Origin of the sequence: Pseudosulfitobacter sp. DSM 107133, assembly GCF_022788695.1 — a bacterium.
Taxonomy (GTDB): Bacteria; Pseudomonadota; Alphaproteobacteria; order Rhodobacterales; family Rhodobacteraceae; genus Pseudosulfitobacter.
In genome coordinates, this window is sequence record NZ_CP085158.1 from 75,711 (window position 1) to 91,814 (window position 16,104).

Sequence of the window (16,104 nt, forward strand, 5' to 3'; positions counted from 1 at the left end):
TTTCGCTCCTAGCGCCCGAGAATAAGGATGGAGGCCACGGCCTCTTCGATACCGATCAAACCGCCGCCATTTTCCGCGATGGCGATCCGCGCACCTTCGACCTGTCTAGGTCCACATTCACCGCGCAGTTGCGATACCAGTTCGTAAACCTGGCCCAACCCAGTCGCGCCAATCGGGTGGCCTTTGCATTCCAGCCCGCCCGACGGGTTCACCGGCACCCGCCCGCCGATGGAGGTGTCACCGCGCTCGGATGCAGCACCCCCTTCGCCAAATGGGAACAGCCCAAGGTTTTCGATCTGGATCAACTCACCCACCGCTGTTGCGTCATGCACTTCGGCAACTGATACGTCTTGGGGACCGATACCGGCGATTTCATATGCCCGCCGTGCCGCAATCGCGGTCAGGTGGTTCTCATAATCCTCCGGCGCGCGGTTTGATCCGGTCTGGATCACGCTGGCGCGCACTTCGATGGCACGATCCCGGCTGATCCCGAACTTTTTCAATCCGGCCTCGGTCATCAGAACCGCAGCGGCACCGCCATCGCTCATCGGGGCGCACATTGGCAGGGTCAAAGGATAAGTGATCGGTGGTGCGCTTAATATTTCGTCAACGGTATAAGGCGCGCGGAATTGCGCCTTTTCATTTTCAACCGAATGCATGTGGTTCTTTGCTGCAATCGCAGCAATCTGTTTTTGGGTCGTGCCGAACGTGCGCATATGCGCCAGCCCGAACGCTCCGTAAATCGCCATAAAGACTGAAAACGGCTTGTCCGAAGTGGTGTCATTCGGCACGTCGATGCCTTTGCCCAGCGCCATCAGTTTTTCGGTATTTTCCTCAACGGTGGACACATCCCACGCGCCATCGAAAAAGCTGAACATCTTAGCTTTGTCACCTGTCCACATTTTTTCGGCCCCAACGGCCAAAGCCACGTCACCCTCGCCTGCTTTGAGAAATTGAGCCGCAAGGTTCAACGCGGTTGACCCGCTGGCACATGCATTTTCGACGTTTACCATCGGGATGCCCTCAAATCCCATCTCGCGCAGGGTGATCTGGCCCGGGATCATCAACTGCGCCTCAAGATGTCGCTGTGTTGTGTTCGCGTAGTAGGCAGCCTGAATGTCATCCTTGCCAATGCCGGCGTCCGCCATCGCGCCATCGACAGCCTCGCAGGTCAGCGACTTTACCGTTGCCCCGTCGAGGCGTCCCATTTTGGTCATCGCGACCCCGGCAATGTAAATTTTTGTCATTTCAATCTCCGCTCATGTGCCGGTGAAAACCGGCTTTCGTTTTTCACCGAATGCGGCAAGTCCTTCGGCCGCATCGTTGGATTTCAGATGTTCGCGCAGCACGGCAAGTTCCTGTTTCAGCGCCTCCACCTGCGTCATTTCGATGGATGCATTGGCTACCCGCTTCATCTGCGACAGGACCAGCGGGCTTTTGGTCGCCAGCAACTGGCTGAACTCGTGCAGCCGCGCTTCAAGCGCGTCATCACCAACCACTTCCTGCACCAGCCCCATGCGCATCAATTCGCGCGCTGGTAGACTTTGGCCCGAAAACAAGAGGTATTTCGCGTTTGCGAGTCCGATCCGGCACGGCAAGACAGCAGCGCCGCCTGCGCCAGGGAACACACCAAAATTCGAATGAGCATCGCCAATTCTGGCGCTCTCGCCCGCAATCAGCACATCGCAACACATCGCGAGTTCCAGCCCGCCCGCAACGGTAATGCCATTCAGCCCGCCGATCACCGGTTTCGGCAAATCACGCAGCGCTTGAAACGTCGCGCCGATAGCGTCAAGAAAATCACCCTTTTGCGTATCGGCATCATCCAGACCAGCGAGGACTTCCTTCAGATTGGCACCGGCGCAAAACGCACGCCCCGCAGCCGTCAGCACAATTGCGCGCACCTGTTTTGCCACAGCGATCTCTCTTATCGCGGCGCGCAGTTCCCCAATGAGGTCGACAGAAAGTGCATTAAGACTGTTGGCCCTGTTCAACGTCAGCCACGCAACCGGACCACGGTATTCGACCAGTACATTCGCTTGAGTCATGCGTGCGTCTTTCTATTTACTTACCAGTAAGTAATCAAAAATATATAATCAAATCAAGAACTAATTTACGTTAGGTTACATAGGCTTGTAGGTTGTCGGTTTCTCCCGTCCGATTTGATCGGAGAATCAGCAATCCGGCGACATCAAGATAGTGCGTTCCCCGATGATGCGCGCGACATGAAAAAATGCCTCGCCGCGCGACACCTTGTGTTCAGGACGAACTTTTTGTGCCCAGATCCAGCGAGCCAGTCTGCATCATGCCGCCACAGACATATCCACCATCAACGACCAGTGTTTCACCGTTCACATATCGCGCATCAGGCGAGCCCAGATAGGCAACTGCCGCCGCGATATCCGCAGGGTCGGCCATGTAACCCGCCGGAATCATCGGCAACAGGCGCGCAACCGTTTCTTCGGTATAGGTGCTTTCGGTGAGCGGAGTTGTAATGGCGCCCGGTGCAATCGCGTTTGCCGTGACGCCATGCGCCGCAACTTCAAGCGCAATCTGGCGTGTCAGCCCCACCAAGGCCGCCTTGGACGTGCCGTAAGCCGTGCGCCCGACCCCTGCGCGGATGCCGCTGACCGACGTGATATTGATGATCCTGCCATATCGCTGACGAACCATTTCACGCGCAGCAAGTTGCGCGCACAACATGCTGCCTGTCAGGTTGATAGCCATAACGCGGTTCCAGTCTTCCAAAGGAAAATCGAGGAACGGATTAATCCCGACGATACCCGCATTGTTCACCAGCACATCCACGCATTTGTCCCAGCGTTCCGTCTCGTCAAATGCCGCATTCACCGATGCCGGATCCGACACATCAAGCTTTTGCCCAAGCGCTGTACCACCTGCCGCTTCGATCTGCTTGACCGTATCGGCTATGCCTGTTTCGGCAATATCAGTGACAACAACCCTCGCGCCCAACTCCGCCAGCCGCAAAGCAATCCCCTGTCCGATGCCAGAACCTGCACCGGTGACAAGTGCCACGCCGAAATCGTCACGATCTCTCATTGGTGGTTTTGTCATGCTGTAATCCTTTCATAAAGTGTAACAACCGCCGCACCGCCCAGCCCAACGTTATGCTGGAGGGCAAGCCGCGCATTATCGACCTGCCGGTTCTCTGCCTTTCCACGCAGTTGGTTGGTCAACTCAAAACACTGTGCCAGCCCCGTAGCACCCAGTGGATGCCCCTTTGACAGCAGACCACCAGACGGGTTCGTGACGTATTTCCCGCCAAAGGTGTTGTCGCCATCATCGACCAACTTTTCGCCATCACCTTCGGCACATAGCCCCAGGGCCTCGTAGGAAATCAATTCGTTCTGCGCGAAACAGTCATGCAATTCGATCACGTCGATATCGTCAGGACCCACGCCCGCCTTTTCATAGACCATGCGCGCGGCATCACGGCTCAGCCTGGCGCCAACCACTTCGATCATGTCGCCGGTTTCAGGGTCCAGCAGTTTATCCGTTGTCATTGCCTGCGCGCGGATTTGTACAGTTGTATCAAGGCCCATTTTTTCAGCGAACCCTTTGGACACCACAAGCGCCGCCGCAGCGCCGCAGGTGGGCGGACAAGCCATTGGCCGTGTCATTACACCGGGCCAGATCACCTGCGCACCCATTACATCCTGCGTGGTCATCTCCTTGCGGAAAACCGAGAGTGGGTTGTTCGCGGCATGGCGGCTAGCCTTGGCCCGAATTTTGGCGAATGTCTCCATCTTCGTACCAAATCGTTCCATATGCGCCTTGCCCGCACCGCCGAAATACCGAAGCGTCATCGGCAGATCGACGTCCCCTATCAGCCGGTCCGTGGCGGCATCAAATTCCGCCAGCGGTGACGGGCGATCGGGAAAGACAACACCCAACGCACCGGGGGCCATCTGTTCAAAACCCACCGCCAGCACACATTCTGCCACACCGCTTTCGACAGCCTGCCGTGCGAGGAAAAGCGCTGTTGAACCGCTCGAACAATTGTTGTTCACGTTGATAATCGGGATGCCCGTCATGCCCACGCGGTAAATCACACGCTGCCCGCTTGTGCTGTCGCCGTAAACATAGCTGGCATAGGCCTGTTGCACGTCTTCGAACGCGATACCGGCGTCATCCAGTGCAAGACGGATCGCCACCTCGCCCATCTCGTCGTAAGGTGCCGATGCGCCCGGTTTTGCAAAAGGGATCATGCCGACACCGGCAATAATGGCAGTCATTTTGGGTCTCCTTTTTTATGGTTTTTCGAATTGTGTATCGGGGTCGGTCAGCATCTGGCGCAACTCTGTCTTAAGTATTTTGCCGTAGCTGCTTTTGGGCAGTTCGAGAACAAAGCAATAGGCCTTGGGTCGCTTGAACCGCGCTATGTTATCCAGACAAAAACGGTCCAGCGCCTGTGCGGTCACGCCCGGCTCTGCCACAACAAACGCGATGACTTCCTCGCCCCATTCGGCCTCCTCGCGGCCAACAACATTAGTTTCGACCACGCCGGAATGACGCAGCAGCACCTCTTCGACCTCGCGCGGATAAATATTTGACCCGCCAGAAATGATCACGTCCTTGGACCGGTCCTTGAGCGTCAGGAAACCGTGGGCGTCCACGCTGCCAATGTCGCCGGTATGGAGCCAGCCGTCCCGCAAGGCTGACGCCGTTGCCGTTTCATTGCCCCAGTATCCCGCCATCACCACATCGCCACTGACGATCACTTCGCCCGCGACATCTGGGGGGCATTGTGTGCCTGTTTCATCCACCACACAGACCGTGACGCCGGTGCGTGGAATGCCGACGGATCCCAGCCAACTATCCGGAATTTCCCAGCTCAATATATGCGGTGGTAGATAAGTGATCGTACATGGTGCCTCGCCTTGTCCGTATCCGATCCAGATGCGGTTGCCCAACAGCGCCATCGCCCGGCGCAGGTCTGCGACATAAATCGGCGCACCGCCGCAGAACAACAGATCAAGGTTTTCGATGGCCGCCGTGTCAAGCGCAGGATAGGCCGTCAGACGCGTCAGCATCGTGGGTGCGACAAAAAAAGATGAATGGGGATATTCATGCAGCAACGTCACGATTTCATGCGGATCGAATCCACCGCTTTGCGGCACAACATTCGCCGCGCCCCGCTGCGCAAACGGTAGCATAAACAGCCCTGCCGCATGAGACAGCGGTGCCGGATGCAGCGCCGCCGACATTTCCGTAACCGGACACATATCGGCCAGAAAACTCGTGGTCATGGTCCAGAGGTTGCGGTGGGTCAGTATCGCCCCTTTCGGGCGGCCCGTCGTGCCGCTGGTATAAAAAATCCATGCCGGATCGGTTTGCGCAGCGTGTGCAGGCTGCAAATCCGCTGACGCTTGTAACGCCGCATTATATTCCGGTCCACCGACCGCAATGACTGCTGAAAACCCTTCGACGTCTTCCGGCCGGTCGGTAAAGGCAAGTGCGGCATCACAGTTAGCATGGATATAGGTCACTTCGTTAGGGTGCAGTTTGGCATTCAACGGAACGGCAACACATCCGGCAGTCCAGATGGCAAACAGGATCTCGATATATTCGGGCCGGTTGCCCATGAAGATCAGAACACGGTCACCTTTTACCAGATTGCGCTGTTTCAGCGCAGCGGCCAAGGCCGCGCTGCGGTACTGTAATTGGGTGTAGGTGCTGAACGTCGACAACCCCAAGCAGACGGCAGGTCGATCGCAATAGGCGCGCGCGGACTGTGTCAAAATGTACGCGATGTTCATAATTCTGCTCCCTAAATTCTGCGCGCTTGCCCCTGCCAGAACGTATCCCTGATGTCCTTTTTGCGCACCTTCCCAACGGGGCTGCGCGGCAGTTCATCCCAGAAGTCAACCGTTTTGGGGGCCTTTACGCTGCCAAGGTTTTCCTTGCACAATGCAATGATTGCTTCGGGTTCCACCGTTGCATCGGGTTTGAGTTCGATCACCGCCTTGATCGCTTCACCCCATTTTTCGTCAGGCACACCGATCACCGCGCAATCCTGCACAGCAGGATGCGACCAGATCACCTGCTCGACTTCCGAGGGATAAACGTTGAAGCCGCCCGAAATGATCATGTCTTTCTTGCGGTCCACGATATAAAGGTAACCCTCGTCATCCAGATACCCGATGTCGCCGGTATGGTGCCAACCGAACTGGGAAACCTCTGCGGTTGCTTCGGGGTTTTTGTAATACCCCTTCATCACCAGATTTCCGCGCACAACAATTTCACCATGCTCACCACGCGGCATAATGTTACCGTCATCATCCATGATCGCCATCGGTGTCAAAAGTGCGGGCCTGCCGCAACTTGCAAGCCGGTGTTCGCGGGCCGGATCTCCGATAACATTGTGATCCTCTGCCGTCAGCAGCGCGCAGAACATCGGCGATTCTGCTTGTCCGAAACACTGCGCCATGACCGGCCCAAAAATCTTCAGGCATTGGCGCAGCTTGTCAATGGCCATAGGTGCGGCGGCATAAAGAAAGAACCGCAATGACGGAAAGCTACGTTGCGCAACTTCCGGTTGCGACAACAGCATGTAAACGGCGGTCGGCGGCAGGAACAGATGGGTCACTCCCTCGCTTTCAATTGTGTCTAGAACGTTGGCGGCATCAAATCCCGGCAGGATGACGCTGCGCGCACCAGCGGCCATCAACGCAATGGCAAGCACCCCTGACGCGTGGGTCATAGGCGTGATCAGCAAATGCACAGGGTCAGGTCCGGCATCAAAACTGGCATAATAGTTCGCGATTAGCGTGGTCCAGTTCAACTGCGTCAGCATGATCCCCTTGGGCCGCCCCGTTGTCCCACCAGAGGATAAAATTCCGACAAGATCATCAGGGCCAAGCGGCACATCGGGATCGGTTGAAGGGGCCGCGGCCATCCAGTCTTCCAGCCATGGTGCCGCGCCGTCTTGTTTATCCAGACAGATGAATTTTTGTATCTTTGGGCAAAGTTCACGCAATTGTTCCAGCGCCGGTGCAAGATCGCTGTGATAAAACAGAATCTCCACATCATTATGATCCAGGATATACGCGTTTTCTTCTACGCCGTTCTTGGCATTGACGGGAACCCAGATCGTGCCGGCACGAAACAAGCCCAGCATAACTTCAAGGCCGCTCACGCAGTTGGGGCTGTAAACGCCGGCCATCTTGTCGCGTCCGTACCCTTCGGCAGTGATGGCATTGGCGAAACGATATGTGCGTTCCTGAACTTCGCCGTAACTCCGGCCGATTTTAGCATCTTCCAAAGCGATCACGTTAGGGTTGATTGCGACACCCCTGTCGAAGAAATCGATCACACGCATAACGGTTTCCTATCTTGGTTTCCGGGATTTTCCCGCCTTGCCAGTCTGAACTCATACACTGATGAGCTTTTCGATCTCTTCGCGGTTGGCCAGCAAATCTGCTGTCGTGCCGCTCCACTGGACGGTCCCGTTGTCGACAACGTACTGTCGATGGGCCAATTTCATCGGCACGCGCAGGTTCTGTTCAACCAGCAAAAGCGTCATACCTTCTTCGTTGATCCGCCGCATCGAATCGACCAATTCATCAACGATCAGCGGGGCAAGGCCTTCAGTCGGTTCGTCCAGCAGCAACAGTTCCGGATTAGTCAAAAGCGCGCGCGAAATCGCCAGCATTTGCTGTTCGCCGCCCGAAAGCGTGTTTCCCGCCTGTGACGCGCGATCAAGCAGCACCGGAAACATTTCAAAAATCCGGGTTTCGGTCCATGCGCCAGTGCGTCCCATGACGGTTGCGATGCGCAGGTTTTCATGCACTGTCAGATTGTCAAAAATGCGCCTGTCTTCGGGGACATACCCAATGCCCAGACGGCCCAGTTGGTTCGGGAGTCGCGCGGTAACGTCGTCCCCTTTCCAGACTCTGCGCCCTGAAACCGGTTGCTTTAAACCGATGATCGTCTTGAGAATGGTGCTTTTGCCTGCGCCATTGCGCCCGATCAGCGAAACAACTTCGCCCTGTGCGACTTCGATCGACACGCTATGCAACGCCTGCGCCTTGCCATAAGTGACATTGCAGCTTTCCAACGCAAGCAGCTTCATTCCTCTTCTCCCAGATAAGCCGCTCGCACCTCGGCGTTTGCGCGGATTTCTTCAGGGCTGCCAGACGCCAGAATTTGCCCTTGAACCATCACGACCAAAGCACTGGAGACCCGCATTACAACGTCCATGTTGTGTTCGATCAGCAGCACGGTGCGGCCCTTGACGATCCGTTTTATCAGCTCCATCGCAGGCCCGATCTGGTCATGTCCAACACCGGCCAATGGTTCATCGAGCAACAGGACCGATGGGTTGCTCAGCAATGCCAGCCCGACTTCCAATGCGCGTTGATCGCCGTGAGACAAGGTTTCGGCGGGGCGGTGCGCCATCACCGTCAGGCCGATCTCTTCGAGAACGCTTTCGGCCCGTTCCCTGACTGCAGGAAAGCGGCCCGCCGGAAGCCAGAAGGGCTGCAACCTGTACAGATGCGCAAAAGCAGCAAGTTGAAGGTTCTCAAGCACCGACATGCCGGCGAAGATCTTGGTGATCTGGAAACTGCGGCCCAGACCGATGCGGGTCCGTTTATGCACCGACAGGCCCGTTACATCGCGCCCGTCCAGCATCACTTGACCACCGCTTAGCTTGGCATGACCCGAAAGCGCATTCATCAACGTGGTCTTGCCCGCACCGTTAGGTCCGATAATCCCGTAAAGCTGACCCGGCTGGAAGTCGAACGTCACACCGTTGACAGCTTTCAACCCGCTGAAGGAGACCTGAATATCGTTGCAACTCAATGATCCGGCAGTCATTGCATGTCTCCTTCGTCCTGATCACCTTGGAACATTCCGGCAATACCGTTGCGTAGGAAGATGGTGGCAAAAATGAACACCAGACCAAGGATGCCGTACCAATATTGGGTGATTTGGCTCAGTTCTTCTTTCAGTAATTCAAACAAGGCCACGCCAAGAATCGGACCTAGCAATGTGCCTTTGCCGCCCAGCACGGTCATGATCAAAACGTCGCCCGATGTGGACCAATGCAGCATTTGCGGAGAGATGTAGAAGATCAACGATGCCAGCAGGGCTCCTGCAACACCTGCATACGCACCCGAAACGATAAACGCCGATTGGCGCAAGCTATGGACGTTGTATCCGAGTTGCGCGGCGCGCACGTCGTTCGCCTGTACCGCGCGCAATGCCCGCCCGAATGGCGACCCACGCAGCAATGCCATCAGCGCCAGTCCGATCAGGAAAACCGCCACGATAAACCCATAATAGTTGTGGTTGTCGTAGAAATTGATCCCGAACAAGTCAGGCCGCGGCACGCCTGGAATACCGTCCAATCCGCCGGTGATTGCGCGCAGCTTGTTGGACGCAAGGATGTACATCATCTGCGCCAGGGCCAGTGTCAGCAGTGCAAAAAAAAGCCCCGAAACCCGAAGCGCAAAAAGCCCCATCAGGTAAGCCAGCACCGCTCCGACAATCGCCGCTGCAAAAAGGCCCGGTATAAAACCGACGCCATAGCTGAGGGTGAGGATTGTGAGCGCATAACCCCCTGCCCCGAACAACGCCGCATGGCCGAATGACAGCATACCTGTCACCCCGAAGACCAGATCAAAGCCGATTGCGAACAAGGCCCAGATCAGGATCAGGCTGACAAGGTTCACCCATTGCTCATCCTGCACAAAAAACGGAACGATAATCATAACTGCGATAATAATGCCCATCAGGGCCTGACCGATAATCCTGCGTGTCATGCCGAACGCCCCTTTGTGCTAAACAAGCCCGCAGGCCGGAACATCAGCGTTCCGATCAACAGGGCAAAGGTAAGTAGTTCGACCCATTCAGTTGCGTAGGTATATCCGGCCGCCCGCGTCATGCCCAACAGCAACGACGCAAGGATTGCGCCGCGAATGTTCCCAAGCCCGCCGATGATCACCACGACAAAACAGTCGATGATAACGCTGAATCCCATGCCCAGTTCGATCGGCACCAACGGTGCGCTAACCACGCCACCAAGAGCCGCAAGATACGCACCAAGCGCAAAGACGCCGGTGCGAACCCGGTTTACATTTACACCGAGTGTCTGAGCCATTTCCGGATCGGAACTGGCGGCGCGAATAATCATGCCCCATTTGCTACGGTCCAGCAGCAAGAACAGTGCCAGAGAAACCGCTGCACCAAAACCGATTACAAAAAGCCGGTATGACGGTATTTGACTGCCAAACATGGAAATCGGTGCCATGAAGATTTCTGGTGTCGGCACTTGCTTATAGTCAAATCCCCAGATCATCTTTGTCGCGTCGTCGATGACCAGAATGAATCCGAAAGTGAGTAAAAGCTGAAAAATGTGGTCGCGGTCATAGACCTGTTTCAGCGCCAAAATTTCGATCAGCGCACCAACACAGGCGACGATCAGCGGCGCAAACAGCAGTCCCAACCAGAACGATCCGGTCATATGAACAATTTGATACCCGACAAACGCGCCAAGCATATAAAGCGCGCCATGGGCAAAGTTGATCACCCCCAACATGCCAAAAATAAGGGTCAAGCCCGCTGCCAGCAGAAACAGCAGAAAGCTGAGACTCAGCCCGATCACGATAATGGACATATTCAGGGTTCCTCAGTTTCACCCCAAAAAAGCGGGCGACGCATGTCGCGAGGGAACAGCGCCGCCCAGTTCAGGGAGGATCGATTAACAGTCGCTAAACAGGCTATTTGCCGAAAACTCTTCGGTGATTTTCATGGTGAGGTCCGGCAATGGTGCCTCGCCCTTCACAACTTCACCCCAAAGACCGACCTGTTTGGCCTGATGGTCACAAGCGCGCATTTCCTTGCGCCCTTCGACCGAATTTTCATAGACCGATGTTTCAAATGCATCGACCCAGGTTTCCACATCCCAGCTGTCAGTCGCTTCGATGACATCCATCCACCAGCGAAGACCGTCAAATGCCTCGCCCGCGAAGGCCGAAGGGTAGTCACCGTTTGCGTCACGGTAGGCCGTCACGAATTCGGCGTTTGCCGGATTGTCGAGCGAGAAGTGATAACGCACGCCGGAGTTCACGCCCAATGCGGCCTCGCCTGTCGCGGCTGCAAAGATTTCATCCTGAAGCACGGGGCCGAACAGCACTTTGTTCTGACCCATCCCAACCTGACCTGCCTGCTTGCAGAAGGTGACGCCGTCATTGCCCGTTGCCACAACCAGAATACCATCGGCGTCCGAACGCGCCATCTTGTCGATGATGACCGAAAAGTCGCGGTTGCCAAGCGGGGCAAAGTCATTCCCGACGATCTCGACACCGGCGGCTTTTGCTTTTGCGGCAAAGTCGTCAAAGGCGCTGCGCGTGGCCTGATAATCAGCCGTGACCGCGTATACTCTCTTGATCCCGCGTTTCTTTACGAATTCAACACACATGTTCATTTCCATGGCCAACGTGTTGGACGTACGGAATGAGTAACGCGCACCGTCCATCTTGGTAATGCTGTCGTCTGCGGAAATCGTGACCAGATGCGGCACCTTGCGCTGTGTGGACAGGCTTTGCAGTGCCAGAGTCGACGCTGAGCTGACCGCGCCAAACATCAATTGCGTGCCTTCCGCCAACAGCCGGCTTGCTTTTTGTACGGCGGGCTGGGGTTTGGTTTCATCGTCTTCCCAGCTGAAGCGGACTTTTTTGCCCAACAATTCGCCACCCCGCATGGCCACGGCAAGTTCCGCGCCTTTGCGCATGTCATTGCCGATCAAGCCGTATGCGCCCGAGAAAGACAGAATGCCCGCAATGTGATAATCTTCGGGCGTTGCGGCCCGCAGAACCATTGGCGCAGGCAAGGTACTGGCCAAAGTTAGCGCCCCGGCGCTGCGTAGAAAATTCCGACGTTTCATAGTTTTCCTCCCGGTTTCACGCCCCAAGAAGTTTCTCCTGCAAGGCGAATGATGCGCTGCCCGGGATAAATCGTTCCCGGAAAAGCAGAATACTATCAGCAAGTTTGGCGGGTTTTATCATACGTCGGATCAGCAATCGGGCGGTAACAAATCATGGATTTGCAAATGGCGCAAAAGTGCATCTGATCGCGACCGTGTCCCTAACCCTCCCCCATCTCTTGCATCAAGCATCGCAGGGTTAGGACTGGCAGGGAATGTCCGAAAACGCCACAAATTTGACATTTTCTGCCAAATCGATATTATTTACCCATCAGTAGAATTTTGAGGTCATCGTCATGAAGGTGGGCTTGCTCCAAAACCTGCGTCTTCCCAAACATAGCATCCAGTTCATGTGTGACGTGCTGATCGAACACGGCATTGATCCTGACCCATTGCTCAAAGAAGCAGGTTTGCAGCTCAGCCTTCTCTCGGATCCATGGGGCACGCTGGACGGTATTCAGGAACTCACATTCCTGCGTGCCTTTTGCCGGAGTACAGCGCATATTGAAGGTGTCGCTTTTGTCACCGGTCTGCGTTACAGCCTGATCTCGTATGGCCCTATCGGGCTTGCCACGCTAGTTTCAGAGAATGTGACAGCGGGGCTGAGGGTTTTCACGCAAATGCAGGGGCTGGGATACGCACTGCTGGCATATGACATCACAGAGGACGATGAAGGTTTTGCAACAGGGTTTGTTGCCGACGACCAGTATGTACCGCCCGATCTTCTGGATTTTGTTCATGAACGGCTGCTTGGGTCCGGCCCGACCTTCTTCCGGGACCTGCGTCAAGAAAACCTGCCCATCCGTCTGATCGAATGCCCGTTGGACCGCCCGAAAGGCTGGATGAACCTAGAAGCGCGCTGGCAAACCGAAATCGTGTATCGCGCACCGCGCAGTTGCATTCACTTTCATCCTGGAACAGGCGCGCTGAAACTGCCGCTGGCGAATGCCCTTCTTGCGGTAAACTATCGTGTTTTGTGCGAGAATATGCTTGAAACCGGCCCCAAGCATACCGGAACAGCAAATTCGGTTTATCAGGTGTTGATGCAGGTGCGCGGCGTTTTTCCCAATGCGCCGGAAGTGGCCGAAACGCTTCATTTGTCAGAACGCTCTTTACATCGAAAACTTGCCAGTCAGTCGATGAGCTATCGCCAGATTATCGATAGCGTGCGCTTGCGCCGCGCACGGGAGCTTCTTGATACATCCGAGTTACCGCTGGCTGAAGTTGCAGATCGCCTCGGTTTTTCGGAAACTGCCAGCCTGTCGCGATTTTTCCGGCGGGTTTCAGGGGATTCGCCGTCCGCATATCGAAAAACCAGCAAAGGGTTATTCGCCAGTTCACGTTAGGATTAGACGACGAGACGCTAACACGACCATATATCAGAACGGAGTGACGCCATGAACAAGTCCGATGACGAAACGCTCACCTTCAAAGAGATGGTCGGGAAATTCGACGTCACCCCCCGAACCCTGCGGTATTACGAATATCTCGAACTTCTCAAACCCACGCTACAAGGGCGTGAACGAAGTTATGATCGCAAACAGATCGCGCGGTTCAAGCTGATCTTGCGAGGTCGTCGGTTCGGAATGAAGCTTGAAGATATAAGAGTTTGGTTAGAAATAGGCCTTGTTGCACAAATCGGGGCCTGACCACAGTTCCCCTTTCCCCGGACGGATTTATCCTACGGCCTCAGTGATAGGTATACCAAGCGCGGTGTAGCCGTTCAGGACAGCGATGCGGACCTGCAGTTCGGCGACTTGGCGATCGAAGTCGCGGGCCATGAGGGATTGGCCGAGTAACTTGATGCAGTTCATCTTTGCCTCGACACGGCTCCGGCGGTGGTATCCGCTCCAACGTCGCCACAACGTCTTGCCCAGATACCGGGACGCACGCACCGCCTCGTTTCGGGCGATGGCGCCGGTGCTTGTGGGCTTCCAGGGCTTGGCGTTTTTGCGGGGTGGGATGACGGCATGTGCGCCACGTGCGGCAATCGCGTCATGGCATTTGCGCGTGTCGTAAGCTCCGTCAGCGGTTACCGATCCGACATCCTGATCTGGTGGGATTTGGTCGAGCAGTTCGGGCAACATGGGCGCGTCGCCGATGTTGCTGCCGGTGATCTCGACGGCCCGGACCTCCAGCGTTTGCTCATCAATTCCAATGTGTATCTTTCGCCAGATGCGCCGCTTGGGGCCGCCGTGCTTGCGCGCGTTCCACTCGCCTTCGCCCTCGGCCTTGATGCCGGTGCTGTCGATCAGCAGGTCCAGCGGGCCCGTGCCGCCACGGTAAGGGATGGCCACGTTCAACGTCCGCTGGCGGCGGCACAAGGTGCTGAAGTCCGGCACCCGCCAGTCCAGCCCGACCAGGCGCAAAAGGCTTTCGACAAACCCGGTCGTCTGTCGCAACGGCATGCCGAACAGCACCTTCATGGTCAAACAAGTCTGGATCGCAGCGTCGCTGAAACTCGGCTGCCGCCCGCGCTTCCCCGTCGGCGGCGGCCGCCACACCATGTCGGGATCAAACCAGATCGTCAGCGATCCGCGTTGCCGGAGTGCGTCATTGTAAGCCGACCAGTTCGTGGTCTTGTACTTCGTAGGTGCCCAACTGCTCATGACCTCCAGCTATCATGCTGGATCCACGCAGTGAATCCCTCACTCGATTTGTGCAACAAGGCCTTAGAAATATATAAAAACAGGGGCTCAAGAGCGCAGCTTCGCGAATGGGCAAGGATATCAAAAATCCTCGAAAATAAGCTTCGCGCCGAGATAAAAGAAAGAGAGGAAGCTCTGGCAGAATTACGAGAAACCTCAAAGCTCGCCAATGAATTGAATTTCAAAAAGTGATCCCGAAACCCAACGCACCGACCAAATAGATGGCTGGTTGATGCAAACACCCATAATTTGGAAGCGAATGGATGGAGCTAGCTCTAAAACACAATCGACAAAGTGCTGGGACGTAAAATTTCGCTTTTACAACATACAGCGGGTCCCTGCGCATTATTTGCCATAAGCGTGCTTATGCGTGTTCTGGATCACCTTCGGGCCCTCTTCAGGTCGCTGCCTGCCACATCCGGAACCGCCCCTGCCCAGTCACTTCCCGGATGAGGCCTCGCGCTTCCATCCATGCGAGGTTGCGCTGAACCGCTGCCCGACTGGCACCGGTCAAGGTGTTGTCACGTTAACCTGTCGGCAATCGGCGAAGGCATCGCGTTAGTGGGATCAGGCGATGTTCGCAGCCGTTTTCCAGACATCAAGTGCCTGCAACCGATGGAAGCGGATGGTTAAGGCTGTGCGGCGGCAGGATGGGACAAAGAAGCAGTTTCGGGTTGCTGAGTGAACAGACACGAAGCGCTGCAAGCCGCCGGGTGATCGGTGTCCTTGCATCACCCGTTCCCGCTTTCGAAACGGCAGGTGGCTGTTCTCTGCGCGATTATTCAGGCCCTTGTGCGACCAATGATCCAAACCGGGCGCTACGTCGCGCTTGGCAGCGCCATAGGATCGCAGCTTGTCCGTTATAATCCGTTTTGGCACGAAGCCATGACGCTTGAGAAGTCTGAGCATCAGACGTTTCGCAGCCGGCTTATTCCGACTGGACTGGAGGATTTCATCCAGCACAACCCCATGTTGATCGACCGCGCGCCAGAGCCAGAATGACCTGTCGGCAATCTTCACGACGACTTCGTCCAGATGCCAAACATCACCCGGACGGGCTTGCCTCCGTCGCAGATTCTGGGCGATCTGAGGCCCGAATTTGACCGTCCAGCGCCTGATGGTTTCGTAGGACACATCAATTCCGCGCTCGAGCAACATCTCCTCAACCTCACGCAGGCTTAGGTTGAAGCGCATGTAGAGCCAGACCGCGTGAGCGATAATCTGGGATGGAAAGCGATGGCGCTTGTAGCTGATAGCCGATGTCTGCATTGCAGTCAGATAAGAAGAAATCGCGACGCGAACAACAATAGGGCAGTTAACGTGACATCACCCGTTTGATCAATAGGGCACGTCAGCGGCCTTCGGCGGATACTTACGAACTACGCCGTATAGGTGGGGTCTAAGCCGCGCTTACCTTACGGCTCAATCAGAGCAAATCAAAGCGTACCAAAACTTAACACATCATCAGGTTGGCCTGACGGCCAACGCGCCTTGGAACGTGCTTGC

At 55.8% G+C, this 16,104-nt stretch carries 15 protein-coding genes and 1 pseudogene; 3 read left to right on the forward strand and 13 right to left on the reverse strand.

Annotated features, from left to right (window positions below; genetic code table 11):
- Positions 1-8: 8 nt before the first annotated feature.
- The 11 genes from DSM107133_RS22295 to DSM107133_RS22345 all read right to left on the reverse strand — a co-directional run bounded on the left by DSM107133_RS22295 (position 9) and on the right by DSM107133_RS22345 (position 11,911).
- Complete coding sequence (locus DSM107133_RS22295) at positions 9-1,247, reverse strand: thiolase family protein (RefSeq protein ID WP_009808031.1); 1,239 nt, start codon at positions 1,245-1,247, stop codon at positions 9-11.
- A gap of 12 nt (positions 1,248-1,259) precedes the next feature.
- A complete protein-coding gene (locus DSM107133_RS22300; protein WP_009808030.1) occupies positions 1,260-2,048 on the reverse strand; it encodes an enoyl-CoA hydratase/isomerase family protein in 789 nt (262 codons plus the stop codon).
- A gap of 211 nt (positions 2,049-2,259) precedes the next feature.
- The gene (locus tag DSM107133_RS22305) at positions 2,260-3,075 is read right to left on the reverse strand and encodes an SDR family NAD(P)-dependent oxidoreductase (RefSeq protein ID WP_229678646.1); all 816 of its coding nucleotides are present in this window, start codon (positions 3,073-3,075) and stop codon (positions 2,260-2,262) included.
- Positions 3,072-4,256: a lipid-transfer protein gene (locus DSM107133_RS22310; RefSeq protein WP_009808028.1), complete on the reverse strand. Its 1,185-nt coding sequence runs from the start codon at positions 4,254-4,256 to the stop codon at positions 3,072-3,074. Before DSM107133_RS22310 ends, DSM107133_RS22305 begins: the two co-directional genes overlap by 4 nt.
- Positions 4,257-4,271: 15 nt before the next feature.
- Positions 4,272-5,780, reverse strand: a complete 1,509-nt coding sequence (locus DSM107133_RS22315) for an AMP-binding protein (protein ID WP_067296561.1) — start codon at positions 5,778-5,780, stop codon at positions 4,272-4,274.
- A gap of 11 nt (positions 5,781-5,791) precedes the next feature.
- Positions 5,792-7,342: an AMP-binding protein gene (locus DSM107133_RS22320; RefSeq protein WP_067296559.1), complete on the reverse strand. Its 1,551-nt coding sequence runs from the start codon at positions 7,340-7,342 to the stop codon at positions 5,792-5,794.
- Positions 7,343-7,393: 51 nt separating this feature from the next.
- Entirely contained in the window at positions 7,394-8,095 is a 702-nt protein-coding gene (locus DSM107133_RS22325; protein WP_176832926.1) for an ABC transporter ATP-binding protein, read from the reverse strand.
- Positions 8,092-8,841, reverse strand: a complete 750-nt coding sequence (locus DSM107133_RS22330; protein WP_064223626.1) for an ABC transporter ATP-binding protein — start codon at positions 8,839-8,841, stop codon at positions 8,092-8,094. Before DSM107133_RS22330 ends, DSM107133_RS22325 begins: the two co-directional genes overlap by 4 nt.
- The gene (locus DSM107133_RS22335; RefSeq protein ID WP_082894733.1) at positions 8,838-9,788 is read right to left on the reverse strand and encodes a branched-chain amino acid ABC transporter permease; all 951 of its coding nucleotides are present in this window, start codon (positions 9,786-9,788) and stop codon (positions 8,838-8,840) included. Before DSM107133_RS22335 ends, DSM107133_RS22330 begins: the two co-directional genes overlap by 4 nt.
- Positions 9,785-10,642 (reverse strand): branched-chain amino acid ABC transporter permease, encoded by an 858-nt coding sequence (locus DSM107133_RS22340; protein ID WP_064223625.1) that lies wholly within the window; start codon positions 10,640-10,642, stop codon positions 9,785-9,787. The genes DSM107133_RS22335 and DSM107133_RS22340 overlap by 4 nt, the downstream gene beginning before the upstream one ends.
- 84 nt (positions 10,643-10,726) lie before the next feature.
- On the reverse strand, positions 10,727-11,911 hold the full coding sequence (locus DSM107133_RS22345; protein WP_067296557.1) for an ABC transporter substrate-binding protein: 1,185 nt from the start codon (positions 11,909-11,911) through the stop codon (positions 10,727-10,729).
- 335 nt (positions 11,912-12,246) lie between these two features.
- On the opposite strand from DSM107133_RS22345, the gene DSM107133_RS22350 reads away from it, so the two are divergent.
- Both DSM107133_RS22350 and DSM107133_RS22355 read left to right on the forward strand, forming a co-directional pair.
- A complete protein-coding gene (locus DSM107133_RS22350; RefSeq protein ID WP_064223623.1) occupies positions 12,247-13,296 on the forward strand; it encodes an AraC family transcriptional regulator in 1,050 nt (349 codons plus the stop codon).
- Positions 13,297-13,347: 51 nt separating this feature from the next.
- A pseudogene (locus DSM107133_RS22355) lies at positions 13,348-13,572 on the forward strand (MerR family transcriptional regulator); the annotation flags it as partial.
- A gap of 54 nt (positions 13,573-13,626) precedes the next feature.
- Here the strand turns inward: DSM107133_RS22355 and DSM107133_RS22360 are convergent.
- Complete coding sequence (locus DSM107133_RS22360) at positions 13,627-14,559, reverse strand: IS5 family transposase (protein ID WP_114294380.1); 933 nt, start codon at positions 14,557-14,559, stop codon at positions 13,627-13,629.
- A gap of 30 nt (positions 14,560-14,589) precedes the next feature.
- Here DSM107133_RS22360 and DSM107133_RS22365 point away from each other — a divergent pair, with 30 nt between their 5' ends.
- A complete protein-coding gene (locus tag DSM107133_RS22365; RefSeq protein ID WP_162792075.1) occupies positions 14,590-14,790 on the forward strand; it encodes an inorganic diphosphatase in 201 nt (66 codons plus the stop codon).
- 375 nt (positions 14,791-15,165) lie between these two features.
- Here DSM107133_RS22365 and DSM107133_RS22370 read toward each other — a convergent pair whose 3' ends face one another.
- On the reverse strand, positions 15,166-15,867 hold the full coding sequence (locus DSM107133_RS22370) for an IS6 family transposase (RefSeq protein ID WP_114294379.1): 702 nt from the start codon (positions 15,865-15,867) through the stop codon (positions 15,166-15,168).
- Positions 15,868-16,104: the final 237 nt, after the last annotated feature.

What these genes read in the sequence shown, in the direction of transcription:
- DSM107133_RS22340 (WP_064223625.1), bottom strand. Translation starts at nt 10,642, where the DNA reads ATGTCCATTATCGTGATCGGGCTGAGTCTCAGCTTTCTGCTGTTTCTG.
- DSM107133_RS22345 (WP_067296557.1), bottom strand. Translation starts at nt 11,911, where the DNA reads ATGAAACGTCGGAATTTTCTACGCAGCGCCGGGGCGCTAACTTTGGCC.
- DSM107133_RS22310 (WP_009808028.1), bottom strand. Translation starts at nt 4,256, where the DNA reads ATGACTGCCATTATTGCCGGTGTCGGCATGATCCCTTTTGCAAAACCG.
- DSM107133_RS22295 (WP_009808031.1), bottom strand. Translation starts at nt 1,247, where the DNA reads ATGACAAAAATTTACATTGCCGGGGTCGCGATGACCAAAATGGGACGC.
- DSM107133_RS22335 (WP_082894733.1), bottom strand. Translation starts at nt 9,788, where the DNA reads ATGACACGCAGGATTATCGGTCAGGCCCTGATGGGCATTATTATCGCA.
- DSM107133_RS22300 (WP_009808030.1), bottom strand. Translation starts at nt 2,048, where the DNA reads ATGACTCAAGCGAATGTACTGGTCGAATACCGTGGTCCGGTTGCGTGG.
- DSM107133_RS22325 (WP_176832926.1), bottom strand. Translation starts at nt 8,095, where the DNA reads ATGAAGCTGCTTGCGTTGGAAAGCTGCAATGTCACTTATGGCAAGGCG.
- DSM107133_RS22370 (WP_114294379.1), bottom strand. Translation starts at nt 15,867, where the DNA reads ATGCAGACATCGGCTATCAGCTACAAGCGCCATCGCTTTCCATCCCAG.
- DSM107133_RS22350 (WP_064223623.1), top strand. Translation starts at nt 12,247, where the DNA reads ATGAAGGTGGGCTTGCTCCAAAACCTGCGTCTTCCCAAACATAGCATC.
- DSM107133_RS22330 (WP_064223626.1), bottom strand. Translation starts at nt 8,841, where the DNA reads ATGACTGCCGGATCATTGAGTTGCAACGATATTCAGGTCTCCTTCAGC.
- DSM107133_RS22315 (WP_067296561.1), bottom strand. Translation starts at nt 5,780, where the DNA reads ATGAACATCGCGTACATTTTGACACAGTCCGCGCGCGCCTATTGCGAT.
- DSM107133_RS22305 (WP_229678646.1), bottom strand. Translation starts at nt 3,075, where the DNA reads ATGACAAAACCACCAATGAGAGATCGTGACGATTTCGGCGTGGCACTT.
- DSM107133_RS22320 (WP_067296559.1), bottom strand. Translation starts at nt 7,342, where the DNA reads ATGCGTGTGATCGATTTCTTCGACAGGGGTGTCGCAATCAACCCTAAC.
- DSM107133_RS22360 (WP_114294380.1), bottom strand. Translation starts at nt 14,559, where the DNA reads ATGAGCAGTTGGGCACCTACGAAGTACAAGACCACGAACTGGTCGGCT.